General features: G+C 59.2%; 29 protein-coding genes and 1 pseudogene. 18 read left to right on the top strand and 12 right to left on the bottom strand.

What is annotated here, in order from left to right:
• Nucleotides 1-176 precede the first annotated feature (176 nt).
• The 5 genes from TZ53_RS27005 to TZ53_RS23910 all read left to right on the top strand — a co-directional run bounded on the left by TZ53_RS27005 (nt 177) and on the right by TZ53_RS23910 (nt 5,138).
• Complete coding sequence (locus TZ53_RS27005) at nt 177-317, top strand: hypothetical protein (RefSeq protein ID WP_157009867.1); 141 nt, start codon at nt 177-179, stop codon at nt 315-317.
• Between the two features lie 217 nt (nt 318-534).
• Nucleotides 535-2,598, top strand: coding sequence for an FUSC family protein (locus TZ53_RS23925; protein WP_044663403.1), 2,064 nt, complete (start codon nt 535-537; stop codon nt 2,596-2,598).
• On the top strand, nt 2,595-2,819 hold the full coding sequence (locus TZ53_RS23920) for a DUF1656 domain-containing protein (protein WP_044663402.1): 225 nt from the start codon (nt 2,595-2,597) through the stop codon (nt 2,817-2,819). Before TZ53_RS23925 ends, TZ53_RS23920 begins: the two co-directional genes overlap by 4 nt.
• A 1-nt stretch (nt 2,820) precedes the next feature.
• The gene (locus TZ53_RS23915; protein ID WP_044663401.1) at nt 2,821-3,720 is read left to right on the top strand and encodes an efflux RND transporter periplasmic adaptor subunit; all 900 of its coding nucleotides are present in this window, start codon (nt 2,821-2,823) and stop codon (nt 3,718-3,720) included.
• The gene (locus TZ53_RS23910) at nt 3,714-5,138 is read left to right on the top strand and encodes an efflux transporter outer membrane subunit (protein WP_044663400.1); all 1,425 of its coding nucleotides are present in this window, start codon (nt 3,714-3,716) and stop codon (nt 5,136-5,138) included. The genes TZ53_RS23915 and TZ53_RS23910 overlap by 7 nt, the downstream gene beginning before the upstream one ends.
• Before the next feature lie 27 nt (nt 5,139-5,165).
• On the opposite strand, the gene TZ53_RS23905 is transcribed toward TZ53_RS23910, so the two are convergent.
• From TZ53_RS23905 to TZ53_RS27000, 5 genes are all read right to left on the bottom strand, one after another.
• A complete protein-coding gene (locus tag TZ53_RS23905) occupies nt 5,166-5,714 on the bottom strand; it encodes a hypothetical protein (protein WP_052628282.1) in 549 nt (182 codons plus the stop codon).
• 59 nt (nt 5,715-5,773) lie between these two features.
• Complete coding sequence (locus TZ53_RS27295) at nt 5,774-6,148, bottom strand: hypothetical protein (RefSeq protein ID WP_084694458.1); 375 nt, start codon at nt 6,146-6,148, stop codon at nt 5,774-5,776.
• A gap of 34 nt (nt 6,149-6,182) precedes the next feature.
• Nucleotides 6,183-6,830 (bottom strand): carbonic anhydrase, encoded by a 648-nt coding sequence (locus TZ53_RS23895; protein ID WP_052628281.1) that lies wholly within the window; start codon nt 6,828-6,830, stop codon nt 6,183-6,185.
• 10 nt (nt 6,831-6,840) lie between these two features.
• On the bottom strand, nt 6,841-7,473 hold the full coding sequence (locus TZ53_RS23890) for a peroxiredoxin (protein WP_044663398.1): 633 nt from the start codon (nt 7,471-7,473) through the stop codon (nt 6,841-6,843).
• 218 nt (nt 7,474-7,691) lie between these two features.
• Nucleotides 7,692-7,994 (bottom strand): hypothetical protein, encoded by a 303-nt coding sequence (locus tag TZ53_RS27000; RefSeq protein ID WP_157009866.1) that lies wholly within the window; start codon nt 7,992-7,994, stop codon nt 7,692-7,694.
• Nucleotides 7,995-8,184: 190 nt separating this feature from the next.
• On the opposite strand from TZ53_RS27000, the gene TZ53_RS23880 reads away from it, so the two are divergent.
• The 7 genes from TZ53_RS23880 (at nt 8,185) to TZ53_RS23850 (ending at nt 14,225) form a co-directional block, all read left to right on the top strand.
• Entirely contained in the window at nt 8,185-9,033 is an 849-nt protein-coding gene (locus tag TZ53_RS23880) for a LysR family transcriptional regulator (protein ID WP_044663396.1), read from the top strand.
• Complete coding sequence (locus TZ53_RS23875; RefSeq protein ID WP_044663395.1) at nt 9,030-9,512, top strand: DUF6306 domain-containing protein; 483 nt, start codon at nt 9,030-9,032, stop codon at nt 9,510-9,512. The genes TZ53_RS23880 and TZ53_RS23875 overlap by 4 nt, the downstream gene beginning before the upstream one ends.
• 181 nt (nt 9,513-9,693) lie before the next feature.
• Nucleotides 9,694-10,842: an aspartyl protease family protein gene (locus TZ53_RS23870; protein WP_238320213.1), complete on the top strand. Its 1,149-nt coding sequence runs from the start codon at nt 9,694-9,696 to the stop codon at nt 10,840-10,842.
• 269 nt (nt 10,843-11,111) lie between these two features.
• Nucleotides 11,112-12,032, top strand: coding sequence for a flavodoxin domain-containing protein (locus TZ53_RS27690; RefSeq protein ID WP_238320212.1), 921 nt, complete (start codon nt 11,112-11,114; stop codon nt 12,030-12,032).
• On the top strand, nt 12,025-13,197 hold the full coding sequence (metB, locus tag TZ53_RS23860; protein WP_044663394.1) for a cystathionine gamma-synthase: 1,173 nt from the start codon (nt 12,025-12,027) through the stop codon (nt 13,195-13,197). The genes TZ53_RS27690 and metB overlap by 8 nt, the downstream gene beginning before the upstream one ends.
• A 37-nt stretch (nt 13,198-13,234) precedes the next feature.
• Nucleotides 13,235-13,480, top strand: a complete 246-nt coding sequence (locus TZ53_RS23855) for a hypothetical protein (protein ID WP_044663571.1) — start codon at nt 13,235-13,237, stop codon at nt 13,478-13,480.
• A 358-nt stretch (nt 13,481-13,838) separates the two neighbouring features.
• The gene (locus TZ53_RS23850) at nt 13,839-14,225 is read left to right on the top strand and encodes a DUF488 domain-containing protein (RefSeq protein WP_044663393.1); all 387 of its coding nucleotides are present in this window, start codon (nt 13,839-13,841) and stop codon (nt 14,223-14,225) included.
• 206 nt (nt 14,226-14,431) lie between these two features.
• On the opposite strand, the gene TZ53_RS26985 is transcribed toward TZ53_RS23850, so the two are convergent.
• Both TZ53_RS26985 and TZ53_RS26435 read right to left on the bottom strand, forming a co-directional pair.
• The gene (locus tag TZ53_RS26985; protein WP_157009865.1) at nt 14,432-14,704 is read right to left on the bottom strand and encodes a hypothetical protein; all 273 of its coding nucleotides are present in this window, start codon (nt 14,702-14,704) and stop codon (nt 14,432-14,434) included.
• A gap of 298 nt (nt 14,705-15,002) precedes the next feature.
• A protein-coding gene (locus TZ53_RS26435) for an IS630 family transposase (protein WP_172668344.1) occupies nt 15,003-16,063 on the bottom strand; the annotation gives its coding sequence in 2 pieces (ribosomal slippage) (nt 15,003-15,556 and nt 15,556-16,063; 1,062 coding nt in all).
• A 370-nt stretch (nt 16,064-16,433) separates the two neighbouring features.
• Here TZ53_RS26435 and cfa point away from each other — a divergent pair.
• A complete protein-coding gene (cfa, locus tag TZ53_RS23835; RefSeq protein ID WP_084694429.1) occupies nt 16,434-17,516 on the top strand; it encodes a cyclopropane fatty acyl phospholipid synthase in 1,083 nt (360 codons plus the stop codon).
• Here cfa and TZ53_RS26430 read toward each other — a convergent pair.
• A pseudogene (locus tag TZ53_RS26430) lies at nt 17,513-18,279 on the bottom strand (IS5 family transposase). The gene cfa and the pseudogene TZ53_RS26430 overlap by 4 nt on opposite strands.
• 97 nt (nt 18,280-18,376) lie before the next feature.
• On the opposite strand from TZ53_RS26430, the gene TZ53_RS23820 reads away from it, so the two are divergent.
• The 3 genes from TZ53_RS23820 (at nt 18,377) to gdhA (ending at nt 20,778) form a co-directional block, all read left to right on the top strand.
• A complete protein-coding gene (locus tag TZ53_RS23820) occupies nt 18,377-18,601 on the top strand; it encodes a DUF6980 family protein (protein WP_238320196.1) in 225 nt (74 codons plus the stop codon).
• Nucleotides 18,602-18,972: 371 nt separating this feature from the next.
• Entirely contained in the window at nt 18,973-19,383 is a 411-nt protein-coding gene (gene rnk / locus TZ53_RS23815; RefSeq protein ID WP_044663386.1) for a nucleoside diphosphate kinase regulator, read from the top strand.
• 30 nt (nt 19,384-19,413) lie between these two features.
• On the top strand, nt 19,414-20,778 hold the full coding sequence (gene gdhA, locus TZ53_RS23810; RefSeq protein ID WP_044663385.1) for an NADP-specific glutamate dehydrogenase: 1,365 nt from the start codon (nt 19,414-19,416) through the stop codon (nt 20,776-20,778).
• A gap of 135 nt (nt 20,779-20,913) precedes the next feature.
• Here the strand turns inward: gdhA and TZ53_RS23805 are convergent, their stop codons facing one another.
• The gene (locus TZ53_RS23805) at nt 20,914-21,297 is read right to left on the bottom strand and encodes a hypothetical protein (RefSeq protein ID WP_044663384.1); all 384 of its coding nucleotides are present in this window, start codon (nt 21,295-21,297) and stop codon (nt 20,914-20,916) included.
• Between the two features lie 34 nt (nt 21,298-21,331).
• Complete coding sequence (locus TZ53_RS23800; protein ID WP_044663383.1) at nt 21,332-23,110, bottom strand: chloride channel protein; 1,779 nt, start codon at nt 23,108-23,110, stop codon at nt 21,332-21,334.
• 79 nt (nt 23,111-23,189) lie between these two features.
• Here TZ53_RS23800 and TZ53_RS23795 point away from each other — a divergent pair, with 79 nt between their 5' ends.
• Nucleotides 23,190-23,600: a MarR family winged helix-turn-helix transcriptional regulator gene (locus tag TZ53_RS23795; RefSeq protein ID WP_044663382.1), complete on the top strand. Its 411-nt coding sequence runs from the start codon at nt 23,190-23,192 to the stop codon at nt 23,598-23,600.
• Nucleotides 23,601-23,623: 23 nt separating this feature from the next.
• Here TZ53_RS23795 and TZ53_RS23790 read toward each other — a convergent pair whose 3' ends face one another.
• Nucleotides 23,624-24,466: a hypothetical protein gene (locus TZ53_RS23790; RefSeq protein WP_044663381.1), complete on the bottom strand. Its 843-nt coding sequence runs from the start codon at nt 24,464-24,466 to the stop codon at nt 23,624-23,626.
• 68 nt (nt 24,467-24,534) lie between these two features.
• Nucleotides 24,535-24,810, bottom strand: coding sequence for an HU family DNA-binding protein (locus TZ53_RS23785; protein WP_044663380.1), 276 nt, complete (start codon nt 24,808-24,810; stop codon nt 24,535-24,537).
• Between the two features lie 201 nt (nt 24,811-25,011).
• Between TZ53_RS23785 and TZ53_RS23780 the strand changes: the two genes are divergently transcribed.
• Nucleotides 25,012-25,599, top strand: a complete 588-nt coding sequence (locus TZ53_RS23780; RefSeq protein ID WP_044663379.1) for a hypothetical protein — start codon at nt 25,012-25,014, stop codon at nt 25,597-25,599.
• The last annotated feature ends 218 nt before the right edge of the window (nt 25,600-25,817 follow it).

Below are 25,817 nucleotides of genomic sequence, written 5' to 3'. Positions count from 1 at the left end.
AAACATTCATTTGCGTCATGAACCTGGCTTGCCCAAACCGGACATCAGGCCGTCATGGTGAAAGACCGCTTCGAATGCTGTTCCGACAGGAGAGGATGTCCAGGAGAGGGCAGCGGATGAAGCCGTCAAGTCCAAGCCCCACTTTGCCCTGGCGGGGCATAGTCTGGACCATCATCATGGCGGCCGCGGCTTATGTCATCTTCTTCCTGCACAGACGCCGGATCATGACGGAAGAACAGTTGATGCTGTCCATTTTCGTCCTTGTCCCGATATCGACCTTTCTGTTGACGGGGCATGGCCAGGATCGATCGGGGTAATCAAAACAACGCAAGTGCCTCGGCGGAAACAGGCCTCATCGACCGCATCATGGGAGTGAAGCGACCCTGCACAAATTCGCCGCAAAACTATTGCAGGCAACCATCAATATTTTGATCTATGGATCGCCAAGGAAGATCATTAGTCAGCCCGGCATGAAGGGGGCAGGTGCACGGTCATTTTCGAACGTGACAATCCCTCATGTCACGGTTGCCAGAGATGACGGTTACGCTCGCAGACCCGAATAGACGCCTGCAACTTCCCTCGTTTAAACTCGATCCACAGAAGCTGCTTTTTTCCCTGAGCAGCCTGCTCGCGGCAGCCATCACGCTGGCGATCGCGTTTTCGGCAAGCCTGTCTCGGCCCTGGTGGGCCCTTCTCACGGTCTATGTGACCGCGCAGCCCATGGCGGGCGCATTTCGTCCGAAGGTCTTTTATCGCTTGGGTGGGATCGCAACAGGCGCACTGGCGACCATCCTGCTTGTTCCCAATCTGCAGAATTCTCCCGAATTGCTGGTCTTGTGCCTCGCCGCATGGACGGGCTTTTGTATTTATCTTGCAGTTCTGGATCGAACACCTCGAGCCTTTCTGTTCCAGATGGCAGCTTTCAGTTCGGCTGTGATCAGCTTCCCCTATCTGGACGATCCCGCCAATATCTTCGAGACAACCATCGCGCGCGTCGAGGAAATGACGGTCGCGATCCTTTGCGTGACTACCGTCCACGCCCTGTTCCAGCCGTGGAGCGCAACGCCGGTCATCCGGGCAAGGGCCCAGTCCTTTCTGGGGCACGCGCGCCGGTGGGCGGCCGAAGCGCTTTCAAGCCAGCACACCAAGCTCGAATATGAGCATCGCCGAATGCTGGCGGCGGACGTCACCGAACTTGGCATGATCGCGATACACCTGCCGTTCGACCAGCGGTGGGCTCCCGCGACCCGGCGCCGGGTGACAGCGCTTCAGCAACAATTGGCCAATATCCTGCCACTGGCATCGGCATCGGCGAACCGTCTCGATCTGTTGCGGGCAGATCAGGCGCTTGGTCCTGATCTGGCGCGGTTGCTCGATGATATATCCGCCTGGCTGACGGACAAGGAGAGCAGGCCGGGCGAGGCCGCATCGCTGATCCGGGAATGCCAGCGCATGGCCGCAGATGCGGAATCCGAGGGAAGCTGGACCTCCCTGCTGACCGCGAGTGCTTGCGCGCGGATGGCAGAATTTCTCACTGCCATGGCTGCGAGCAGAAGACTTGCCAACAGGATCGGCAAGCCGGGGCGGGGCGGCGACAAGACTTTGTCCCAGACGTCTTTTGCTCTTGCGCGCGACCATGGCGTGGCAGCTCTGGCGGGTCTTGCAACCGCGACCGCAATCATGATCTACTGCGCGGTCTGGATCCTGCTTGCCTGGCCGAATGGGTCTGCAACTGCAGCCTTTGCCGCACTCATCACATGTTCATTCGCGGCTCAGGACGATCCGGCACCAGTCATCGGCCGCTATCTGCTGGCAACGCTCAAGACTTTCCCGCTGGCGGCCCTCTACCTGTTTGTCATCTTGCCGCGGGTGGATGGCTATGAAATGCTGATCATCACGCTGGCGCCTGCCCTGCTGTGGATGGGATATGTGCAGGCGGATCCCAAGCGGTCGCCGCAGGCGCTGCCGATGTTTTCCTGCTTCATTGTCGCCATGGGCTTCCTTGCACGTTTCCAGGCGGACTTCGCCCTGTTCATCAATACCGGACTGGCGCAGCTTGGCGGCATCGCGACGACACTCGCGGTCACCAAGATGTTCCGTTCGGCCAATGTGCTCTGGACGGCACGCCGCATCTTGCGCGCCAATTGGGCCGACATGGCGCAGCTGGCGGACATTCGCAGGCCATTCACGCCTCAACGCTGGACGGCGATGGCGGTCGATCGGCTGGGGCAGGTCGCAGCCCGGATGGCGATCGTCGCGCCGGGCGATGATCTGCATGCTGCCGACGGCCTTGCCGACCTGCGCATCGGGCGCAACATCATCCCCCTGCGCAGGGCGCTGTCCCATGTGCCCCACGATGCCCGGCACAGTCTCGGGGCCGTGCTGGCGGGCCTGACGCGCTTCTATTCCGTGCGCTGGCGAGGAGGCAGGGCAGACGCGCCACCCCCGACACTCCTGGCAGCGATCGACCGCGCCTTGCATGCCTTATTAGGTCTGCCGATGGACGAATTCCGACGGCCGGCGCTTCGCGCACTCGTCGGCATGCGGTGCAATCTGTTCCCGGGCGCCTTGCCGCCGGCCATCGCAGCAACGGCATGATCGAGGAAATCCATCTGCTCGGCGTGTATATGCCCGCCGCATTGCTTTGGGGCGTGCTGGCGATCGTACTGGTCTATCTGCTCCGCGCACCGTTGCAGCGATTGCCCTTCTATCGCCTGCTCTGGCATCCCAGTCTGCTGGAGCTCGCCCTGTTCATTCTGTTCTGGTGGGGGTTGTCCACCCTTGCCGATGCCTTCCTCTATCGATGGTTCGCTTCCTGATATGCTGCATCGCCAAAATCTTCTGCGCTCGATTGTGACGCTGCTCGTCATCCTCGTCATTCTCGGCGGGATCTACGCCCTCTGGTTGCGCTATCAGGTTGAACCTGTCACGCGGGACGGCAAGGTCCGCGCGGACATGGTTCCGATAGCTGCCGACGTGGGTGGCCTCGTGACGGAAGTGCGCGTTAGCGATAATCAGCCCGTCAGAAAGGGTGATATCCTCCTCGTGATCGATCGCCCGCGCTATCAGCTGGCGCTCGAGCAGGCGAGCGCGAATGTGGCCAGCCAGCAGGCAGCGCTGGCGCAGGCGGTCCGGGAAGACCGGCGCAACCATGCGATGACCGAAGTGATCGCAACCGAAACCATTGAGCAGGGACGGGCGAGGGTCGACCAGCTGCGCGCCAGTGTCGGTCAGGCGATCGCCGCCCGCAATCTGGCCCGTTTCAACCTCGATCGCACTTTCGTTCGCGCGCCGGTTGACGGCACGGTTGCGAACATGTCCTTGCAACCAGGCGTCTATCTTGCGGCAGGCAAGCCGGCGCTGGCACTTGTTTACGACAAGTCGATGCGGGTGGAGGGCTATTTTGAAGAAACCAAGCTGCCTGCCATTCGCGTTGGCGATCCCGCCAGCATTTATCTGATGGGCGTTGCGGACGAGATCCAGGGGCATGTACAGAGCATCGCTGGCGGCGTTGAGGACCGCGAACGGGCGGGTACGGACGGACAACTCGCCAATGTGAACCCCTCCTTCACGTGGGTTCGACTGGCGCAACGCATTCCCGTGCGGATCACCATCGACAAAATTCCCCCGCAGGTGCGGATGATCCCCGGTCAGACTGCAACCGTCGTCGTCCACCCCCGCAAGGACGGACGCAGCGCACACCGGAGTCTGCCATGGTAAGGGGTGCGCACTATCTTGGTCTCGTCGTCCTGCTGGGCGGTTGTGCAAGTGTTGGGCCCGATTACCATGTGCCCCGCGCTGCGATGATCAACGCCCCTGGCGCGGCCCAACCTTTCCTTTCAGGCACCCTTGCGACGAAAGCGGAACCTCTCCCTGACCATTGGTGGAAACTTTATGACAATCCAGCGCTCGACGCGCTGATCGAAAAGGCGCTGGAAACGAACACGGACCTGCGCGTGGCCGAAGCCAATCTGCAGCGCGCTCTTGCCCTGCTGGACGCGCGCGGCTCGTCCCGGGAAATTCAGGGCAGTCTCAACGCGGAGACAAGCTATGCCCAAAGATCGGGCGAGGCAGAACTGCAGCACGTTCAGCCCCCCGTTCGCCAGATCTACAACGCAGGTGTCAGCGTCAGCTATGACCTTGATCTATTTGGACGCCTCAAGCGCGGGATTGAGGCTGCCAGTGCTGATATGGAAGCCGCTGTTGCGGCGCGGGATCTGGCGCGGGTCAATGTGGCAGCGGAGACCGCTCGTGCTTATGCCGACGTTTGCAACGGTGGCTATCAGATTGACGTGCTGATGCGGTCAATCGCACTTCAGGAGAAAGGCATTCAGATCACCGGGGTGCTGGTCCGTAACGGTCGTGCCGCGCCTTATGAGTTGGATCGCCGGGGCGCGGCGCTCGCCGGCAACAGGGCGCGCCTGCCCCGGCTCGCAGCCGGTCGGCGCAACGCCGTCTTTCGCATAGCGGCGCTGCAGGGAAAGGTGCCAAGCCAGGCGGACATGGGACTCCTCGATTGCCGTCGACCGCTGGAACTGGCGCAGGTGATGCCGGTTGGTGATGGACAGGCACTGCTAAAGCGCCGGCCTGACATCCGCATGGCGGAACGGCGCCTCGCGGCATCGACTGCGCGCATCGGCGTCGAGACGGCGGCGCTATATCCCGATATCCGCCTGGGTGCCTCGGCCGGATCGACTGGCGCCGTAGCCGATATTCTGTCGCCACTCACCAATCGTTTCGGATTTGGCCCTCTCATCGGCTGGACGCTCAACCGCCACGCAGCGCGTGCACGGATCGCCGCCGCCCAGGCGCAAGGCAGCGCCGATCTCGTCGCATTCGACGGCGCGGTGGTCAAGGCTCTGCGCGAAGTCGAGGCAGCGCTCAACAGCTATGATGCGGGCTTGCAACAGCAACGGGAACTGGATGAGGCGCGCGAGGAGGCCGAACGCGTGGCACGACGCATCACGCAACTGCGCCGCGGAGGCAAGATAGCCGAACTACCCGCAGTCGAGGCGGAACGTGATCTTGTGATTGCAGAGCAAGCTGCCGCCGAGGGCAGGGCAGCCGTGAATAACGACCAGATCACCCTTTTCCTGGCTCTAGGCGGAGGCTGGAAAGCGTCAACCATCGGGGAATGAAGTCATCGTTCTGTCTCAGAGACCTTCTCATCTTTCGTCGACATCACGCGTGACGGTAATATTGTCCGCCTTTCCATCCTCCAGATGCAACGCCACCGTCCAGATAGCATCGGCGGGATAATAGTCGTTGATGGTGATCCTTTGAGCGTTGCTACATCTGGCCGATCGAGGGTCGCCTGCCACTCCGGAACATCGTGCCCCGGCTTTTTCGAGCATCTCGAGAGCACCCCAAAAAGACGTTCCGATGGGCACGGCCTGCAGCAGGGACGCTTTGGCGTGCTGCATATCGCCGTACCATTGATAGTCGCTTTCCAACCCCTCGAAAGTGAAGGATCGCGTCGCGGAGGCTTCCGCATGCGCCGCCGGTACTGCGGACAACATCAGGATGGCGGAAATGAATTTGCATGATCTCATCGTCGGGACGTCTGCTCGCGGTGAATGTCTCATTGTTCTAACGGAATAGGCTTGATTAGCGTAATGCATAATCTTGCGATCGGGGATGAGCAAATCTGTCGGGTGATCGGCGGCAGCGAGGGCGGCCGTTCCTTGTTTCGCCGTTGGCCATGTCCCCTTCATCCGCGTTTCATGCCATGAGGACAAGGATCCGCGCAATTTCACCCGATCGTGCGGGACAATCATGACAGTCGATGCAGCCCGCTTTCCTCATGCAGCCGTGCCTTAAGCGCGGCGATGCAGATGGCGATGGCTTGTATCCCATGGATCCCGACCCACGCTCCGCTTTCTCCATGGACATGTATTTCACGGCCATGTGTTTCGATCCAGCATCCGGGGGGCACAAGCGTCGCAGCTGCGGATTGCAAGGCCGAATATCGAAGGGCGCGAGCATGGGTTCCATCAATCTGGCGCCACACGCCCGGACCAACTCTCGGGAGGTCGCCCAAGCCTGGGAAAACCGCTAACGAAATCCGGGCATCCAGCCCCCGATTGGGAACGGTGGCGCCTACACAGGCCGCGATGGCCGCCTTGAGTTCCAAATTGTCCGCGATCATGTCCGCCCAGGGCATGTAAAATGATCGCCGGCCATCATCTCTGCTCGGTAATGAAGGGATTGATGACGGGTGGGCAGACCCTTCGCAGACGGCCATCGCCGATGGCATACACCCATCCATGAAGAGTCAGTTCTCCTGATTGTTCCCAGGCGCGTCGCACGAACGGGTTGGCAGCCAGGGCCTCGACCTGCATCCTGACATTGAGTTCGCAGAGCTCATTTGGACTGACCGGAATGGTTTCAGCTTTGCGCGACTGGCTTTGATGCAGATCTCGTATCGGAGCCAGCCAGTGGCCGATCGCGTCCTCAGTCTCTGTCGCCATCGCCGCCTGGATGCCGCCACATCCATAGTGACCCACCACGATGACATGATGAACTTCGAGGATTTCGATGGCAAATTGCAGCGCCGCAGCCAGGCTGGGATCGTCCCTTTGGGCGAGATTGGCTACATTGCGATGCACGAACATTTCACCTGGATCCAGGTCGACTATTTCGGTTGCCGGCACGCGGCTATCGGAGCAGCCGATCCAGAAGTATCGCGGACGCTGCTGGTCCACGAGACGGGTGAAGAAGGTGGGATCACCATGAGTCTTGGCTTCCGCCCAGGCCCGATTGCTCTCAAACAGAGATTGCAGGGCTCCGTCCCCCGGAACTGGCCTTGCGTCTCCATCCTCTTGGAGCATAGCATCCTGCCTATTGATGGAGATCGACAATCCGCAGATAGGGCTTGAGCGTTTTGTATCCTTGCGGGAACTGCCGGTTAGCCTCCTCTTGGGAAAGCTTTGGCGAAATCACGACGGGTTCGCCCGGGAGCCAGTTCACCGGGGTCGCAATGCTCCGGGTATCTGTGAGCTGGAGGCTATCGATCGCGCGCAGAATTTCCGGGAAATTCCGACCCGTGCTCGGTGGATAGGTGAGGATCAGCCGAACCTTTTTGGAGGGGTCGATCACGAATACGGAGCGGACCGTCACGGCTGGATCGCTTTCCGGATGGATCATGTCATACAGCCTCGAGACGCGAGCGTCAGGGTCGGCAATCATCGGGAAGTCCAGTGCGACGCCCTGGGTGTCGTGAATGTCTTCTTCCCACTTGCGATGGGCTTCGACCGGATCAACGGAGAGGCCGATGGGCTTGACGTTGCGTTTGTCCCATTCCGGACGAAGCCTGGCGACCTCGCCGAGCTCTGTCGTACAGACCGGCGTGAAGTTCTTGGGATGGCTGAATAGCACGGCCCAATGCGATCCCAGCCACTCATGGAACCGGATGCGGCCGTGCGTGCTGTCCTGCTCGAAGTCGGGGGCGATCTGCCCGAGATGGATCGTCATGAATCCTCCTTTTTCCGCCCCCAATGTGCGCCAGCAAATGCGATCAAACAAATGAATGTTATTTCTTGTTGAATACAATCATTTTACGGACACAAGGGCGATGGTGGCCATCGGGTCGTGACCGTCATGGCCGCCGACAAGAAGAGGTGGGCGGAGAGCAGCGCACGCCGAACCCCAGTCGTCCAGGAGCAAAAATGGGCTTGGGCTATGGCTTCCGCTCATGCCTGCTCCCCGTTGCCCGCTTCCGGTTTCGAGCGGCCCGGATCGGCTCCGAACGTCAAGGGCCATACGTTGTACAATTCTGGTGGAGGAGCGACCTCCTCACAATCTCCATAGGGGCGGCGCGGTCTTTGCTTCCCGATATCAGAGGCCGCAAATGCACCTATGGCCGCCGCCACGATGAAGCAGATCATGGATGGCAGGAGCCCATCGTCAATGAAGTTCCGATGATGGAGATAATATACGCCTGCAACGAGGCCAATGGTCAGTAACGTCAGTGCGAAGGCCAGCCAGCGACCCATTCTGCCTGGGGGAGCCGGCTCATGCCAGAAGGGTCCGGGGTGTTTCATGGTCTGGTGCTGACCTCGGTCGGCGCGATGGGGGACGTGGCTGCGGCCACGGCGATCTCTCCTTGTCGCCATATCTTCTCCCTGCTAGGCACATATCAAGCAAATGATTATTATTGCGCATTAACCGCAAGGATCGGCATAGATGGACATCGGCATCGCCCGCACTTTTCTCGAGGTGGTGAAGACCGGTAGCTTCGTAGGCGCGGCGAACAATCTGCATCTTACGCAGACCGCCGTGAGCGCCCGCATTCGCGTTCTGGAAGAGCAGCTCGATCGGCCTGTATTCATCCGAAACAAGGCAGGCGCAAAGCTGACCCAGGCAGGTGAACAGTTCCTTCGTTTCGCCACGACCCTCGTTCAAGTGTGGGCGCGCGCACAACGGGCAGTCGCACTCCCGCCGGGTCGTGAAACAGTGGTCACGGTGGGGGCGGAGCTTAGCTTGTGGAGCCCGTTGCTGCGGCACTGGCTGTTATGGATGCGGCGCGAGTGCGCCGAAATCGCCGTAAGCACGCATATAGATGCGTCCGAACGCCTGATGGAGCAGGTTCAGGACGGAACACTCGATGTCGCCGTGCTTTACGCAGCACCCAGCCGGCCCGGGATCATCGCCGAACTTCTTTTCGAAGAGAAACTGGTGCTTGTGCGGACCACCCCGACCAACGCGCGGCTTGAACCCGAGGACCATGTCCAGATCGACTGGGGTGAAGAATTTGCGGCGAGCTACCAGGCGGCCTTCCCTGATCAGCCCAACGCGGTCGTGTCGATCAGCTATGGCCCTCTGGCGCTGGATTATATCCTCGCAACGGGCGGCAGTGGTTATTTCCGGAAAGGTTTCATTCGTCCCTATCTGGAGGAGGGACGCCTCGCGGTTGTGGCGGGTAGTCCTGAATTTTCCTATTCGGCCTATATGGTTCATTCCACCAAGGCGGATCCCGGCGTGATGGACCGTGTCCGGGCCGGACTCCATGCCGCAGCAGCGATCGCGATATGATGAACGAGCCTTCCTCCCCGGTATGTTACGGCGCCGGCGCCGATGACCAATATATGGGCTTTGCTTCACGCGACGAAATTGTCGCCGCTCTCAACGAACTGCTTGAAGCGGAGCGGGCTGGCGCTCGCGTTGCCCTGGCCAGCGGACGTGGATCGGAGAACGTGCGTTTCTCAGAATTGATGCGGATCATACGGGCGGATGAGGCATATTGGTGCGCCATGCTGTCGCGGCAGATTCGAGAGCTGGGCGCTGTTCCTTCCCGTCGCACGGGAGCATTTTATGGTCGCGCGATGGACATCGTGGACCCCCATGAGCGCACGCTGTTCCTGAATCGGGGCCAGTCCTGGGTTGTACGCAAGCTTCAGGCTCTGATGCCGCGGGTCAGGGATGAAGTTCTGCACAGGGATTTGCAGAGAATGGCTGAAAGGCATGGGACGAATATCAAGCTGGCAGAAGCGTTTCTCCAAGACGCCGGCTGATCGATTCCAGTCATGCCGTCACCCGCCCATCGGCGTGGCCGCCCGCTCAGTCGGACAAAAACCAGGCGCCGAAATAACCGCAATAATATCTCTTCAATCACCCAATTATATTCATTTGATTCAGGCAATACGGTAGACAATAGGACCTCGAAAAAGATTGAATGGCGCGGGGGAAATCAGCGTGTTGAAATGGCTCTTGGGCAAATCGCCGATCCATAGGGCGAGAGCAGCAACATGTCCGGGCGGCGCCATCGACGGAATATGGGAGGCGCTCGATCTTGCCGAGCGTCGAATGATCTTCGCGCCTGTGAAACTGGAAAACACCATCATATCCGCGCTGGTGGACAGTGGCACCTCCCGGACCATCATCAATAGCGGCCTGGCCAGGGAATTGGGATTGGTGCCGCTGGGAGAGACGTCTGTCACGTCCTTTACACGTCGTGTCGCCGGTGTGAGTTATCGGGCAGCGACAATGGAATTGGCTGGCACGATCTTGAAGGATTTCGTGTTCGATAGCTACGAGACGGCAGACATAGAGGCGTTGGCACGCCGCCAACTGCCCTTGATAGTGGGACGCGATGTCCTGAAGAAGATCGATGTGGAGATCGATTTTATCGGGGATCGCATTCGCTGGACGTCCCCCGGACCACGGCGGAATGTCAGGCCCGGCCTCAGATTGCCGCTATGCGGCGAACGTGCGGCCTTTCCGTCGATCGATCTGGCCATTGAAGGCATGACACAGGAAAGATGCCTGCTTGACCTGGGCAGCGATACGCCGGTCACGATGTCCGCCGCGTTTGCCAAAGAGCGCGGCTTGTTTGAAGGACGCCGCCAGTCGACCGCGGTATCAATTGGCCTTGAAGGCGTTCTGACAAATATCGCGTTTACACTCCGCAACGTGAGCATCGGTGACTTTGCTTGGCATGATGTGCCGGTGCAAGCTGTGGAGAACTGGAAGCTTGCGCAACCCATATCCGTCGGGTGGCCATTGTTCCAAGCCTTTCACATCGTTCTGAGCCTGGGCGCCAGGACGATGGACATGACGGCAAACAGGCAAGTCCTCGCTTCGCCAATTCCGAGAGACAGGCTGGGAATTTCCGGCCGACGGGAAGAACAGAGACTTGTCATCTCCCATGTCGCCCCGGGCAGTCCTGCCTGGCATGCCGGATTGCGCGGCAACGATGTCCTGGTAAATGTCGATGGCCGCGCGATCAGCCGTGGCTACCCCGCGCCTGGAGATCGCGTCGGCTTTCGGGCACCAGGCAGCGTCGTCAGACTGGGCCTCGCCGATGGCCGCACCCTCGAGATCATGCTGATAGACTATTATTGAAAGCCTCAGGTCAACCGAGGGCCGGGAGCCACTATCCGCTGATATAGCACAATATATTTCATATGAATGAGAAATAACATTCGTTTGTGTTATGTTATCGTTCCGCGCAAAAGGCCTGGGCGTGAAGCGGCTTCGGAACAAGCCCAATGCGACAGCGACATCCGTGAGGATGGATTTGCCGTCGGGAAGGAGCTGGACGCCGAGGAACGAGAACGATGTCTGTATCGGAACCGCCAGGGCACTCCCTTTCCCTGGAACAGAGGCGACAAGTGGAGGCACTGGCCCAGTCGCTCACACCGATGCAGGCGGTCTGGCTTGGCGGCTATTTCACCGGGTTAGACGTCGGCTTGCGGCAACCCCTGACGCAGCCGGCGTCTACCAAAACAGCCGATCTGCGCTCTTTGACCATAATATATGGAACGGAGACAGGAAATGCCGCCGAGCTCGCAAGGACGCTCAAGGCCGCGGTGAATGCCAGGAGCATGGACTGCATCGCGGTCGACATGGCCGATTACAAGACACGGCAGCTGGCGCAAGAGCAGGACCTGCTCATTATCGTCAGTACCTATGGGGAGGGGGATCCTCCTCAGCCGGCGACCGGCTTTTTTGAATTCCTCGAGGGCCGCAAGGCGCCGCGGCTCGAGGGAATCCGGTTCGCAGTCCTTGCCTTGGGCGACCCAACCTATGAATATTTCTGCCAGGCTGGGAAGAGGCTGGACCGGCGGCTGGAGGAACTTGGAGCGGCGCGGCTTGCGCCGCGCGTCGAGTGTGACGTGGACTATGAGGAACGGGCAGAACAGTGGATCGCGTCGGCGTCTCCTGCGCGACAACAGGCAGAGCCAGCGCGAGGGCAAGCGTCCCCAGCGCCCATTTTGCATTCACCCGGCGATGCTATCATCATTCGGATGAGCGGCTATCCCAACGGCTGCTCGCGTCCCTATCTCGCCGAGATCGGTCTTACCGGCAGGGCGCCGGGCAAGTACAATCTGTATCTGGGCGGCGGCTTTCACGGCGAACGCCTCAACCGCATGGTCCGCGAAAATGTCGGGGAGCCGATCATTCTGCAAGTGCTCCGGGATGCAATCGGGCGTTTCGCCCGCGAACGTGAAGCTGGTGAGCATTTCGGCGATTTTGCCGTTCGCGCCGGCATCGTCCGGGCGGTTAGCGAAGGGCGCATGTTCAATGAATGAGGAGGATATGGCGGCCATGCATCCTGAAACGATCGCGGCAGCTTTCGGTGTTGCGACCGATACGGCCTATGGCGCGGTCACGCCACCGCTTTATCTCTCGAGCACATATGAATTTGAGGCGTTCGGGAAGCCGCGACTATATGATTATGGACGCGCGGCCAATCCGACACGAGATCTCCTTGCGGATGCGATCGCCGCGCTCGAAGGCGGGGCAGGGACTGTCATCACTTCGAGTGGAATGTCTGCTCTTGATCTTCTTGTCGGCGGTCTGCGCCGCGACGAACTCGTGCTGGCCCCACATGATTGCTATGGCGGTACGATGCGCCTGCTCAAGGCACGCGCGAAACTTGGTCATTGTTCGGTCCGCTTTGTCGATCAGACGGATGATGCAAGCCTCTTGAGCGCTTTGAGCGACGCCCCCGCCCTGGTGCTGATCGAATCCCCCAGCAACCCGCTCATGCGTGTGGTGGACATCGCGGCGCTCGCGTCACAGGCAAAAAAGGCGGGCGCAGCGGTTGCTGTCGACAACACGTTTCTTACCCCGGCAATCCAGCGCCCCCTCAGCCTGGGCGCGGATTATGTCATCCACTCCACCACGAAATATCTCAATGGACATTCCGACGTGATCGGCGGCGCGATTGTCTCAGCGCGGGCAGACGAGGCGGATCGATTGCTTTCCTGGGCTAATGTCATCGGTACGGCAGGCTCCCCATTTGACTCCTGGGCGACGCTCCGGGGATTGCGGACGCTATTTGCCCGCATGGCGTTCCAGCAGAGCAACGCTATGGCGATAGCGCGCCATCTGGAGACCCATCCGGCCGTCTCTCGCGTCCATTATCCGGGACTAGTGAGACATCCCGGTCACTCCATTGCATTGCGGCAGCAGCGAGGGTTCGGCGCCATGCTGAGCTTCGAGCTGGCTGGAGGGGTCGAGGCAGTTCGCCAATTCATGACGAACGTCAAATTCTTCACGGTCGCTGAATCGCTGGGGGGCGTGGAGAGTTTGGTCTCCCATCCGGCAACCATGACCCACGCGGACATGGGCGAGGAGACGCGGGCTCTGGCAGGCATCAACGACAGCTTGCTACGGCTATCGGTCGGCCTTGAGGCGGAAGGAGATCTGCTAGCGGGTCTTGAGGTGGGTCTTGCGGCATGCCGGGGCTAGTCGATCAGGGCATCGCTGAAGCGAGAGGAGAATGGAATTGCCTGGCTATGTGATTGCGGTCGATGTCTTCGGCCTTGTCCTCGTTTTCGTCGGCTTCAACATGGCGTTCCGTCAACCGTTTGTCCGCCGTTTGCTCGGCCGTGCGTCCGAGCCGCCTCGGTCACGCGTCTCAACCGGTCAGGAGGAAGATCCGCTGACCTATATTTTGAGGATCGCCGGAGTCATGATCATGGTCTTCGGCATTGCTATCGGAGGAATGCTGACGCTATTCAATCTGGATTAGATCACTTCGGCAGTGGCCGGGTGATTGGCATCATCCCGATATTATCTCGTCCAAAAAATGGGAAGGATTCGATGATAGCGACAGCAAATCATGGGTGCGCTGCTCATTTGCCCGGCCGCCTCCCCGTTCATAGCCCGACGGCCTGGCCCTGGACGATCGAGGACCGCGAACCTTGTAGATTTTCTCGCCCATATCGAAGCGATGCTCAACGGCGCAACGATACTCGGATAGTGAAGAGGTTCCCGGCGTCCTGCTTTGGAGGTGTCAGTCAAGACCGAGATGATTTCGACGTCCTTCGCGAGGGGAGAGCCCAGACATCGCGTTCTGCGGCCGACCCGCGGCTGGTCTGGATACGCTCATGAGCGGCACGATCGATATCAAACGGATTTACGAAACCGCCAGCAGCAGTGATGGAAAACGTGTCCTGGTCGATCGCCTCTGGCCAAGAGGTGTCTCGCTTCACTCTGCGGCACTCGATCTATGGCTGAAGGAAATCGCCCCCAGCGCGGACTTGCGCAAATGGTTCAATCATGATGCCACGCGTTTTGCGGCCTTCCGGGACAGGTATCGCCTGGAACTTGATGCGAACCCGGACATATTGGCCCAAATCTACAAATTGGCCGATCAAGGGGACGTGACATTGCTCTATGCCGCGCATGACCGACGTGTGAATCACGCGGTGGTCCTGGCCGAATATCTGAAGGAGCACGGATGCAGGCTCCGGCATGCGAGCAATGTCGCGTGATTATACATCCACGGAGCGGAACGAAAACGAGTGCCCGGTCGCAGCCGCGCCCTAAATAAGATCTGCCGAGATCCCGGCCGTCGTTCGGCAGTCGGTTGCACGGCAAAATGGATGCCGATCCGTGGGGGCAGGCTGCTTCGGATCGGCATCCGCCAGCGGGGCGGCCGCTGGATCGACATATGTGAATGGGGCAATGACAGGGGTGATCAGTTACTCCGGTGTCCGGCGAATTGTTTTGCCGCCTCTTGATCATCCCGCCTTGGCTCCGTTGCGGAGTTAATGTGATAACCATCTGCAAGAACAGCATATTTTGGACCAGCAAAGAGCGTATCCGGCGTGTGCCACGCCTTGCTGACGGTCATCTGCTTGCAGCCGAGCATCACCTTTTCACCAGGCTGAGGCAGCTGGGAGAAATAAAGTGCTCCATGCAATTTTGCGCTCGGAATATCCTGGCCCAGATAAATGGAAACAAGCATCATTTTCCTCTCTATGAGATGTTCACGGGTATCTGTCCCACTCACTAAGGTGAGGGCAGTCTTTCCCTTGCTATGGTTCCACCAGCATGAGGACATGCGCGGGGATCAGGACGGGGTTCGCGCGACGTTTGTCGCCGTTCATGATGTCATGCAAATGAATATTATTGCATCTTAACTTGAAACTATTTCATCGATAATCGTCTCTGAGACATTATCGGTTAACATGAAAATATTTTCAATCATTGTAACTTAAAATTATCTTTTTGAACTTTTATCCGGATGTTATACCAAGGCGCATTGATCAGAACCCATGAGCCCATGAGCGCAGGCCGAGGGACATGATGCGCCAAGGCTGCTCGACGAGCTGGTTCCAGGCGAAGCAGCAGTGTTCGACTATGTCGTCATAAGATTTGAAGATGCGGTTCGACAGCCAGTTGTCGCGCATGAACTGCCAAACGTTCTCGACTGGGTTGAGTTCGGGGCACCGGGGCGGCAGCGGCATCAGCGTGATGTTGGGAGGCACGATCAACTCAGCTGATCCGTGCCATCCGGCCTGATCGAGCAGCAGGACGGCATGTGCACCCGGTGCTATGTGGAAGGCGATCTCCTGGAGATGCATGCTCATTGCCTGGCTGTTGCATCTGGGCATGACGACGCCAGCGGCCTTGCCTTCAGCGGGACAGATCGCGCCGAACAACCATGCAGAGGACCGCCGCTGATCCTTGGGTGCCGAGGGTCGAGTGCCGCGCCTGGCCCAGCGTCGGGTGAGTTTAGTCTGCTGACCGACGCGGGCCTCGTCCTGCCACCACAGTTCTACCGGCGTTCCTCTCGGGAGCTTCCGCCTGATCTGCGCCAGACGGGAGGCAAAGCTTTTTTAAAATCGGCAATGTCGTCAGGCTTCTGACCACGATGGCGCGGGCGCGCCGAGAGCTTGCGGTAGCCCATTGCACGCAACTCGCGTCCGAGTGTGTGGCGCGTGACAGAGAGCGCGAACTCTTCCCTGATCCACTGCGCCAGATCGACAAGCCGCCAGCGCACTACACCGTGCGCCGCAGGGATCGGTCCCGCCTCGACCACCGCCGCTAGCCGGCTGCGCTGCTCCTCGTTCAGGATAGAGGACCGGCCCCGCGCCTTGCGCGTGGCCAGGCCATCAGGGCCGCCCTCGTTGAACCGCATAACCCAGTCGCGCACGATTTGTAGCGTCACGCCGGCAAACTTCGCCGCTTCGCTTCGGCTTCCGCCGTCCAGGATCACCGCAATGGCGAGGAGGCGACGGACTTGATCCGCGTCTCCACTTCGCCGCGCCGCCCCACGCAAATCCGCCGATGTGTAGTCAGATCGAACACCAACCGCTGCTGCCATCACAAGCCTCCTCGTGCTTGCAACATCGAATCAGAATTTTAGCAGCTTGGGAATCCCGTACGTGAGTCAGCCTCAGCGCGCCTTGGTATTACAGGCCGCGAACGGTCTTTTCTTTCTCCATCGTGACTGCTCCAACCAGCGTCCAATAGAATTCCAGATTGTTCAACCGGTCGTTGTTCTGATCCATGAACATGCTTTTGCGATACATCCCATCCAATGAAGTTGAACGATTATAATTTTATTATTCATCAGGACTATGGATATGTCTTTCGCTCTTTCTAAAACCCCAATGCCAGATCAAGAGGCCCGAGTGAATCAAGGACCAGGCCTTTCTCCTGCAGCTATCCGCGGGTTTCGACTGGCGGAGAACATGCTCAACGAGGCAGGACTTCGGTTGAATGGGAATGACCCTTGGGACATTCGTATCTACGACAGCAATGTCCCAGGGCGCGTTCTTGCACAGGGGAATCTGGGATTAGGCGAAACCTATATGGCCGGCCACTGGGATTGCCCTGCGCTGGATGAATTCTTCTCCCGATTACTGCGATCGGGCATAACAGACATGGTCAATCCTGCTTCGCTCCTGCTGCATGCCTTGCGCACCCGACTGACGAACCGTCAAAATCGCAAGCAGGCCTGGAAGGTGGGGGAGCGGCATTATGATCTTGGGAATGCATTTTATGAGCGCATGCTGGATCCGCTCATGACCTATACCTGTGGCTATTGGAAGGAGGCGACCAGCCTGGCTGAGGCACAGATCGCAAAGCTGGATCTCATTTGCCGAAAGCTTCAACTGGAACCGGGAATGAGAGTCCTCGACATCGGCTGCGGATGGGGCAGCTTCATGGCTTATGCTGCTGAAAATTATGGCGTCCAGTGCGTCGGCGTCACAATCTCCAGGGAGCAATGCGAATGGGCCAAGAGGCATCATTCCAGCCCGCATCTCGATTTCAGGCTCCAGGACTATCGGGATATGCGCGAGACATTCGACCGCATCGTGAGCATCGGCATGTTCGAGCATGTAGGTCGCAAGAATCATCGAACCTATATGGAAGTAGCGGCGCGCTGCCTTGAAGATGACGGCCTGTTTCTTCTCCACACGATCGGCAAGAACCGTAGAAGAAACATACCCGATCCCTGGATTGACCGTTATATCTTCCCGAACGGAGACCTTCCATCGATAGGGCAGATCGGGGATGCCGTAGACGGCCTTTTCATCGTTGAAGATATGCACAATTTCGGCGCGGATTATGACAAGACATTGATGGCGTGGCATCGCAACTTTGAGAATGCCTGGCCGGAATTCGAAGAACAGCTGGGTGAGCGCTTCCGTCGCATGTGGCGATATTATCTGCTTTCCTGCGCGGGAGCGTTCAGATCCCGGGATGTTCAGTTATGGCAATGGGTCTTGGCGAAGAAGGGCATTCCTGGCGGATATCAGCGTCCCAACTAGGCCGTAGACTCATAAGCACGGAGCCAAAGGCGCACTGAGGCAAGTTGGACCATGGCGAGGAAGTTCTCCGCTAACTTATCGTAGCGGGTGGCGACGCGGCGGAAGTGCTTCAGCTTGGAGAAGAACCGTTCGATCAGGTTGCGCTCGCGGTAGAGGCGCTTGCTAAAGCAGGGCTTCCATTTCCGATTGGATTTGGCCGGGATGTTGGGCGTGGCTCCTTGCTCTTCGATCAGTTCACGGATGCGGTCAGCGTCATAGGCCTTGTCAGCGAGCACGATGGTATGCGAGCCGAGATGATCAAGCAGCGCGTCGGCGACCTGCCCATCATGCGCTTGTCCAGCAGTCAGGCCGAGCCGGATCGGGAGGCCTTGCGCATCGACGACCGCGTGGATTTTGGTCGTAAGTCCGCCGCGTGATCGACCGAGACAATGATCTCGATCCCCCTTTTTGCCGTCGCGGCCTGCTGGTGAGCGCGAACGGAAGTGCTGTCGATCATCTGGATGTCGCCATCGTGGGCGGCGGTGATGGCGTCCATCATCCGGTCCCAGACGCCCGCCTTCCGCCATCGCACGAAGCGGTTGTAGCAAGTTGTGCGCGGGCCATAGCGTTCAGGCAGATCGCGCCACGGCGCACCGGATCGCAGCACCCAGAAGATGCCGTTCAGCACGCGCCGGTCGTCGACACGCGGCACACCTCGCGGTTTGTTGGGCAGCAGCGGTTCGATCACGCGCCACTCGAAGTCGGTCAGGTCATATCGGCTCATGCTGCCGCTGAATCAGTATTCGCCTGCGAAGAAAAGCCTTTCTTCTTGCCCTTCGCTCACGCAGAATAGGTGTATGGCCGACCATTGTTGTAGCCGCATGGCTTTTGATCTGAACCAGTCTTGCGACCAGCACGCTGGTCGCGCTGATTGTCCGGACGCCCTCATCGACCAGGTTCGTGGCGGTTATGGCATCATCATTCACGATGGTAGTAGCGGCGGTGTGATTGAGATCGCCTTTTGTCCGTGGTGCGGCGCGAAACTGCCCCCGATCGGCGACCTCAACCTGTCGAACCTCCCCGGTGACGACGAAACGGGCGATTAGCTCACCCGTTTATGGGTTCACGACCTAAAAGTCGGTTTATGAGCCGGTCGACCTGATTGCGCCTCTGCCCCGCGGGAATTGCCCTGCTCGTGCATCTCATAGCGACGCCCCGGCGTCCCGGAAGCACTCCCACGCAAGTCGCAGAGTTCCTTGCCTTCACAAGGGAGCATGTTTGACTCGTCCGGTGCGCGCGTGCAATGAAGTGGCTATGCATTCACGCAGCGATCATGTGCGCTTCCGCTACCAAGGGGGACAGCTTCTCGCGGGCATCTAGCCCCGGGTTTCGGCGCGTCTTGCTCCGGACTCGGGGCAAATCGACAGACTGCCGCTCGCCGGAAGGCGTGTGACAAATCCTCTCGAAAGACAATGCCATGGCTAGAATGCCCAACCGGGGAAGTCCCTCCGTCAATCTCATAGACAGCGAAGCCGAGAGCCTCACCAATCTTGCCCTGGGTGCTGCGAACAGCATGCCGCAGGTCAGCGAACTGCTGCTGGGCGAAATTGCTCGCGCGCAGACCCATCGCGTCGAGCGGATCCCTCCAGACGTGGTTACCATGCACTCCTCGGTCGAATTTATCGACGAGGCGAGCGGTATCGAACGGACTGTCCAGATCGTCTACCCGGCTCAAGCTGACATCGGCGCGGGGCAAATCTCTATCTTGACCCCTATCGCTGCGGGCTTGATCGGACTTCGCGAGGGCCAGTCCATCAGCTGGCCCGACCGGGAGGGCCGCAAGCGAAGGCTGACCATCGTCAAGGTTACGCAGCCGACCCGCATTTGAGCACGACAGATCTGCATTCCAGCAACATTAATGGGAGACGAGGAATTGCCCCGGATCGACGAGAAACTTCTGCCGATATTTGAGGATGTGCTCAGACGCAATGCGGGCGAGACCGAGTTCCATCAGGCGGTGGAAGAAGTGCTTGAAAGTCTGGGTGTCGTTGTAGCCAAACATCCAGAATATATGGACAATGCGTTGATCGAACGGATCTGCGAACCGGAAAGACAGATCATCTTCCGCATACCCTGGGTCGATGATCATGGACAAACGCATATCAATCGCGGTTTTCGCGTTCAGTTCAATTCAGCATTGGGACCCTATAAGGGCGGCCTGCGCTTTCATCCGTCCGTCAACGTTGGAATCATCAAGTTTTTGGGGTTCGAACAGACGTTCAAGAATGCGCTGACGGGACTACCGATCGGCGGAGGGAAGGGCGGTTCGGATTTCAATCCACGCGGGCGTTCCGACGGTGAAATCATGCGTTTCTGCCAGTCCTTCATGACCGAGCTCTACCGCCACCTGGGCGAGTATACGGACGTTCCGGCTGGCGATATCGGCGTCGGCGCCAGGGAGATCGGCTACCTCTTTGGCCAGTATAAGAGATTGACGAACCGCTATGAAGCGGGGGTGTTGACCGGCAAGGGGCTCATTTATGGCGGTTCCAGAGCCCGCACCGAAGCGACGGGATATGGCACGGTCTATTTCGTCGATCAGATGTTAAAGACACGGGGCGCGAGCCTGGAAGGCAAGCGGGCTATCGTTTCCGGTTCAGGCAATGTCGCGATTTTCGCGATCGAGAAGGTCCAGGAATTTGGCGGAAAAGCGATCGCCTGCTCCGATTCGTCGGGTTTCATTGTCGATGAAGCCGGGATCGATCTCGAACTGCTGAAAGAAATCAAGCTCCTGCGTCGGGAGCGGATTGCTGAATATGCACGATTGAAGGGCTCCGGCTCCTATTTCGTGGAGCAAGGAACGGTTTGGGAAATACCGTGCGATGTTGCTTTACCGTCAGCGACCCAGAATGAGTTGAACGGCCATGATGCGGCCACACTGATCCGTAACGGCGTGATCGCGGTAGGTGAGGGTGCAAACATGCCTTGCACCCCCGAGGCCGTTCGTCTGTTCCAGAATGCGAATGTGCTCTTTGGTCCGGCAAAGGCGGCCAATGCGGGAGGTGTCGCCACATCAGCGCTTGAAATGCAGCAAAATGCCTCGCGCGATAGCTGGACCTTCGAGGAAACCGAGGCGCGGCTGGCCATGATCATGCGCCGTATCCATGACAGCTGCGCCGAAACGGCTGAATCTTATGGCGCGCCGGGCAATTATGTATTGGGCGCCAATGTGACCGGCTTTGTCCGGGTAGCAGAAGCCATGCAGGCCATGGGGGTTATCTAAGGACGCCTGATGCGGCGTAGTGATGGTCACTTTCCAGGCGCGGAGTGACCACCTGCGGCTCTACTGGCCGGCAAGAAGGCATATCAAGGGCAACAGCTGCCTTCCTGGAGCTGGCAGCGTCACGGCCTGTTCTTGTCAATATCGCAGAACGGCTTCCCCGGAGCGCGGGTCTGTCAATGCGACATTCTCAAGCGCCTGGCTTCGCCACATCATGTCCTGCCGGGCAAGCACGGCGAGTATCAACGTATCCACAACATGGGGTCCGGCCGGATGCGCCGTGCCGGCGGCAAGGCGGCTCCAGAAATGGACGACAGTTGCGTCTTCCCCGATGGGAGTGAGGTCGATCAGTTCATTTTCCAGCGTCGAATCCCGATAGATTGTCGCATGAACGGTGCGGTGAAGTTCGATGATGTCGCCCACGCCGCGCACATAGCGGCCAAATCGGTTCACAAAGGTCGCATCTGCACCAAGGGCCTCGACATCGTGGTTGTTCCAGGCTGTCTCGAATGCCTTCGGCATGTCCTGAGGTTGTATGGGATCACCTTTTCACCCATCATTTTGCGCCCCCCTTCGCTCCGACAAAACGGGCACGCCCCAACTCTGCGGCGCGATTTGCGCTGCGTGCCTTCAGGAGATCCTGGCGCGACAGGATGCCAAGAACCCGCCTTGTCCCAGCTTCTATGATCGGAATACGCCCCACGCCGGACTCGACAATAAGGTCAGCGACAGCCCCGCTTGGTGTGTCGGGATAAGCGACGGGCTGCGCCGCGTCCGAGGTGGCGTCGACCAATGGCGTTTGATCCTTTTCCCTGTCGATTTGCCAGCGCAGCGCATCCGAACGCGACACAAGGCCGAGCAGGCGCCCCTGTGCATCTGTGACGGGATAGCTACGATGGACAGCATCGTTCGAGAAAAACGAAACCGCAGCCTCCACGGTCATGTTGCCGGGCAATGTGGCCGGGTCGGGGGTCATGATCTGGCTCGCCTGGAGCAGATCAAGGGGGTCGACGGTATATTCCTGCAGAATATGGCGCCCGCGTCGTGCGATCTTCTCCGTGAGGATCGAACGGCGCATCAGCAAAACGCTGATGGCATAGGCAGTTCCTGCCGCAGCGATGGTATAGGGTATCGCATCAAAATGGCCTGTGAGCTCAACAGCGAAGATTGCGCCCGTCATCGGCGCGCGCATGGCGCCACTCATGATCCCGCCCATGCCGATCATGGCCCAGAAACCCGGATCGCCCGGCAGAAACTGCCCCAGCAAGAAACCGGCGGCGCCGCCAAGGATGAGGAGAGGCGCAAGTACGCCGCCCGACGTTCCCGATCCGAGGGCAACCAGCCAGACGATCGCCTTGACAACGAGAAGTGCCGCGACAACTTTCAGGGGCAAGGACGCATTGAGGAGAGCCTCGATACTGGCATATCCCGCGCCAAGAACATGCGCGTCGATCAGTCCGCCCAAGCCCACGAAGATCGCGCCTATGGCGGGCCACCACATCCAGTGGAATGGCAGGCGATGAAAAAGATCCTCGATGCGGTAGAGCGACGTCGACAATATGGCGGCTTCAAGACCGACAACAAGGCCCACTCCGACCGACCCGAGCAACGCCCAGCTATCGCCCGGCAGTAGCGTTTCCATCGGGAACATCGGGCCTGACCCGATGAGCAATGGGCGCCATGCGTACGAAACAAGCGCACCGACCACCACAGGCACGAAGCTGCGCGGCTTCCATTCGAAAAGCAAGACTTCAACCGCAAGCAGGATCGCCGCGAGGGGCGTTCCGAAAATGGCGGTCATGCCCGCTGCCGCCCCTGCTACGAGCAACGTTTTGCGCTCAGCGGCGCTGAGATGGAAGCATTGCGCGAACAGGGAGCCGATCGCGCCGCCGGTCATGATAATCGGCCCTTCCGCGCCGAACGGTCCACCGCTACCGATCGAAATGGCCGATGACAGCGGCTTGAGAATGGCCACTTTCAGGGAGAGGCGGCTTTCGCCAAAGAGGATCGTTTCGATGGCTTCAGGAATACCATGTCCACGGATCTTCTCGGATCCAAAGCGCGCCATCAGGCCGACGATGAGGCTGCCCACCACCGGTATGATGATCACCATGGCTCCAACTGACGCGTCGGTGATAGCCGCGTGATCGGTAGACAGCCGACCAAACCAGAACAGGTTGGTGGCAATGGCGATCAGCTTCACGAGCACCCAGGCGCCGATCGCGCCTCCCGATCCAACGACAATCGCCATGCTGGCGAGCATGATCATGCGGCGATCGGCACTATGATCGGCGAGTTGGTGAGTCTCGGTAGCGCGTGGAGGTGTAAAGGACATGAATTAGGTTTATCCTGGGAAGACGACGCACCACCCGTTATATCGTGTCACGATACAGTTCAACCGATGAGGCAAAGGATTGAAAAAGAATCAAGCCCTGGCAGACGCCGACTATGTCGCGCTGGCCTCCTTTCGACACGTCATCCGTCGCTTCCAGGCATTCAGCCAGCAAAAGGCGGTGGAGGTGGGATTAACCCCTCAACAGCATCAGGCGCTCCTGGCGATCCGGGGCTGCACCGCGGCTGAAGCGACGGTGGGCCATGTGGCTGAATGCCTGGTCCTCAAACCACACAGCGCCACCGGGCTGGTTAATCGGCTCGAGGCGCTGCAGCTCATCACACGCGAGGCGTCGGACCAGGACCGCAGACGTGCGCTCCTACGTTTGACGCCCAAGGCGTTTGCGATGCTCGATGCGCTCTCCGCAGCACATCGCGAGGAGATTCGACGTATTCGGCCTTTGTTCGCCGACGTATTCTCTCAACTCAGTTGAGCAGTGAGGCAGAGTTATGCCCGTCAATCGAGAATGGTTCGTTCGAGCCAGGCGATCAACCCTCCACTTGTCCAATTGCGGTGCGTCACACAGAAATCAGCATCCTCAGAAGAAGCATTTGCGGCTCCGTACGGATTGATGGCGAGCACCGCATCCCGCCGCCTGAAAGCTCGGCTCCTGATGGTCAGGGAGAGATGGGTGACGTCCGTATGTGCGAACGGTCGAATGCGCGTGATTGTGCATTCCGCGCCGTGAACATCGAGCGCGCATTGGAGATGCTCAAGGGCTTTGAGCACATCCCGATCGAGTTCTGAGCGAACTGGCAGAAGGCGCCCTACCTTGTATATCGGCACGGCGTCGACTGCGGCAACCTCAGCGCGACCGTCCGGCGTAAGTTCGCAGGCGAGCAAAACGAGATAGGGGCCGCCAATATTCGCCGGCAGCGATATCTCTTGGCCAACACGAATAGGCATCGTCCGCGGACTGTAAAGTACGCCCGAACGGATCTCATCTGCATGAAGAGCAACGAAGCCTTGTACCGCGCAGCCTTTGCGGGCGCTTTCAAGGAGCCTTCGGGCAACGTCTCCATTCCTTAATGCCGAGCAGAAAGTCCAGAAATGATGGGAAAGAGGGGCGTCTGCGGCCACATGATAGGCAGAGGTTGCGTTCCGTAACGCGGCGAAGGCATCAGCAACACTGGGGCTATCGGGCGCGACCCCGGGCGGAGGGAGGATGTTGAAATTCGCGGCCTCGACCAGTTCCTCCATCAAGAAACGGAGCTGTCCATCGCCGGTGACTGCAGCCTCGCCGTCGATCGGCGGCAGGTTCTCGACGGGTAGAACCTTGAATAACGGAACTGAGCGCAACCGGATGACACGAGCTCCTCGCAAGGAAGGCGCTTGGACCCATGGGACCCCCAAGCGCCGGGTGTCGCCTAGCCGTTGAGTTTGTCTTTGACCGCCTTCGCGGGAGAGAAGGTAAGTTTCTTCGAGGCGGCGATTTTTATGGTCTCGCCGGTCGCTGGATTTCGGCCTTCACGGGCGGATAGCTCCTTCACCTTGAATTTTCCAAAGCCGCCGAGGCTCACTTCCTCGCCTCTGACAGAGGCTGCGACGATCGCGGCGAACACGATATCCACCGTCTTGCGGGCATCGGCTTTTGTGGAACCGGTTTCGCTGGCGAGAAGGTCTGCAAGATCACCGTTCGTCATACTGTACCTCTTCTGATGTTCAGGGGCGATCTTGCATAACCTGTCCCGGTCGCAAGCGCCATGGCGATGGTTCTGTTGCCGTCTGTGTCACTTTACCAGAACACCAGTGGTAAAGTGACACAGGCGGCAAAATCGTTCTCCGGTGGGGTGAAGAGCATTTACCGGATTCCCAAGAGTCTCGCTTTGTGCTTGATTCGTTCCATGATGCAGCAGGATCTCTTTTCATCCGAACCCGTCTCTCCCGTGGGGAGGGCCGGCCTGCCCGATCTGGTCCGTATCATTGCGGAACATTCCACGCGGCCGCGCTATACCTTCATGGTGCTCGACCTCATTGCGCGGGTTGCCCGCGCGAACGGGCAGGCGGGTCCGCTGATTTGCGAAGGCGCCGCCCTGATACCGATCCGGGAATGGCTCGCGGCCACCATTGCTCCCAGTGCAGCGCGTCATCACCAGCGGCGAACTACCAGGGAAAAAGTCCGCGCTGCCCTTGCGGCCAGCGGCGAGCTGCCAACCGACCCTATTGAGGCTGACCAAATGATTGACGCTCAAGTCAGCGAACGGATCAGGGAAACGAGTTTAACGGCGATCAGCCGTGCCGTCTCCGAACTGGTGCGCGCCGGTCTCATCAAGCGCCATTATCAGGGATACCGGGTCGATCATGAAAACCGCGGCGCGCAGCGTCAGGCGGTTTACACCGTGACAGACGACGTTCGAACGGCTCTCCATCCCGGCATCATCGGCAGCGTATCATCGAATGTCATTCCGCGGTCCCGGACGGCAGCTTCATGACCGCCCGCGAACAAATCATAGGCGCGTTGCTGCGGGAATGCCGCTCCACCACTGGAGCGAACGCTGAACTATGGTCGACGGGTAAGTGCAAGCCTGTCTGCGCCTGGGCCAACTCATCCGACCCGCGCTGGGACCGCGGGGACAACATAAAGTGATCGCATTCTTGTTGAGACGAGGTGCTGTCTCTGCGCAGGCACGCCCCCTCCCCGCGCGATTTT

It is taken from the genome of Sphingobium sp. YBL2 (assembly GCF_000943805.1).
GTDB lineage: Bacteria > Pseudomonadota > Alphaproteobacteria > Sphingomonadales > Sphingomonadaceae > Sphingobium > Sphingobium fuliginis.
The sequence above is the reverse complement of the archived record's forward strand: the minus strand, read 5'-3'. Positions and strand labels throughout refer to the sequence as shown.

Bases quoted from the DNA above. Each gene is read 5' to 3' on its own strand.
- TZ53_RS27005 (WP_157009867.1), top strand. From the start codon at position 177: ATGGCGGCCGCGGCTTATGTCATCTTCTTCCTGCACAGACGCCGGATC.
- TZ53_RS23925 (WP_044663403.1), top strand. From the start codon at position 535: ATGACGGTTACGCTCGCAGACCCGAATAGACGCCTGCAACTTCCCTCG.
- TZ53_RS23920 (WP_044663402.1), top strand. From the start codon at position 2,595: ATGATCGAGGAAATCCATCTGCTCGGCGTGTATATGCCCGCCGCATTG.
- TZ53_RS23915 (WP_044663401.1), top strand. From the start codon at position 2,821: ATGCTGCATCGCCAAAATCTTCTGCGCTCGATTGTGACGCTGCTCGTC.
- TZ53_RS23910 (WP_044663400.1), top strand. From the start codon at position 3,714: ATGGTAAGGGGTGCGCACTATCTTGGTCTCGTCGTCCTGCTGGGCGGT.
- TZ53_RS23905 (WP_052628282.1), bottom strand. From the start codon at position 5,714: ATGAAGGGGACATGGCCAACGGCGAAACAAGGAACGGCCGCCCTCGCT.
- TZ53_RS27295 (WP_084694458.1), bottom strand. From the start codon at position 6,148: ATGATCGCGGACAATTTGGAACTCAAGGCGGCCATCGCGGCCTGTGTA.
- TZ53_RS23895 (WP_052628281.1), bottom strand. From the start codon at position 6,830: ATGCTCCAAGAGGATGGAGACGCAAGGCCAGTTCCGGGGGACGGAGCC.
- TZ53_RS23890 (WP_044663398.1), bottom strand. From the start codon at position 7,473: ATGACGATCCATCTCGGGCAGATCGCCCCCGACTTCGAGCAGGACAGC.
- TZ53_RS27000 (WP_157009866.1), bottom strand. From the start codon at position 7,994: ATGGGTCGCTGGCTGGCCTTCGCACTGACGTTACTGACCATTGGCCTC.
- TZ53_RS23880 (WP_044663396.1), top strand. From the start codon at position 8,185: ATGGACATCGGCATCGCCCGCACTTTTCTCGAGGTGGTGAAGACCGGT.
- TZ53_RS23875 (WP_044663395.1), top strand. From the start codon at position 9,030: ATGATGAACGAGCCTTCCTCCCCGGTATGTTACGGCGCCGGCGCCGAT.
- metB (WP_044663394.1), top strand. From the start codon at position 12,025: ATGAATGAGGAGGATATGGCGGCCATGCATCCTGAAACGATCGCGGCA.
- TZ53_RS23850 (WP_044663393.1), top strand. From the start codon at position 13,839: ATGAGCGGCACGATCGATATCAAACGGATTTACGAAACCGCCAGCAGC.
- TZ53_RS26985 (WP_157009865.1), bottom strand. From the start codon at position 14,704: ATGATGCTTGTTTCCATTTATCTGGGCCAGGATATTCCGAGCGCAAAA.
- cfa (WP_084694429.1), top strand. From the start codon at position 16,434: ATGCTCAACGAGGCAGGACTTCGGTTGAATGGGAATGACCCTTGGGAC.
- TZ53_RS23820 (WP_238320196.1), top strand. From the start codon at position 18,377: ATGGCTTTTGATCTGAACCAGTCTTGCGACCAGCACGCTGGTCGCGCT.
- rnk (WP_044663386.1), top strand. From the start codon at position 18,973: ATGGCTAGAATGCCCAACCGGGGAAGTCCCTCCGTCAATCTCATAGAC.
- gdhA (WP_044663385.1), top strand. From the start codon at position 19,414: ATGGGAGACGAGGAATTGCCCCGGATCGACGAGAAACTTCTGCCGATA.
- TZ53_RS23805 (WP_044663384.1), bottom strand. From the start codon at position 21,297: ATGCCGAAGGCATTCGAGACAGCCTGGAACAACCACGATGTCGAGGCC.
- TZ53_RS23800 (WP_044663383.1), bottom strand. From the start codon at position 23,110: ATGTCCTTTACACCTCCACGCGCTACCGAGACTCACCAACTCGCCGAT.
- TZ53_RS23785 (WP_044663380.1), bottom strand. From the start codon at position 24,810: ATGACGAACGGTGATCTTGCAGACCTTCTCGCCAGCGAAACCGGTTCC.
- TZ53_RS23780 (WP_044663379.1), top strand. From the start codon at position 25,012: ATGATGCAGCAGGATCTCTTTTCATCCGAACCCGTCTCTCCCGTGGGG.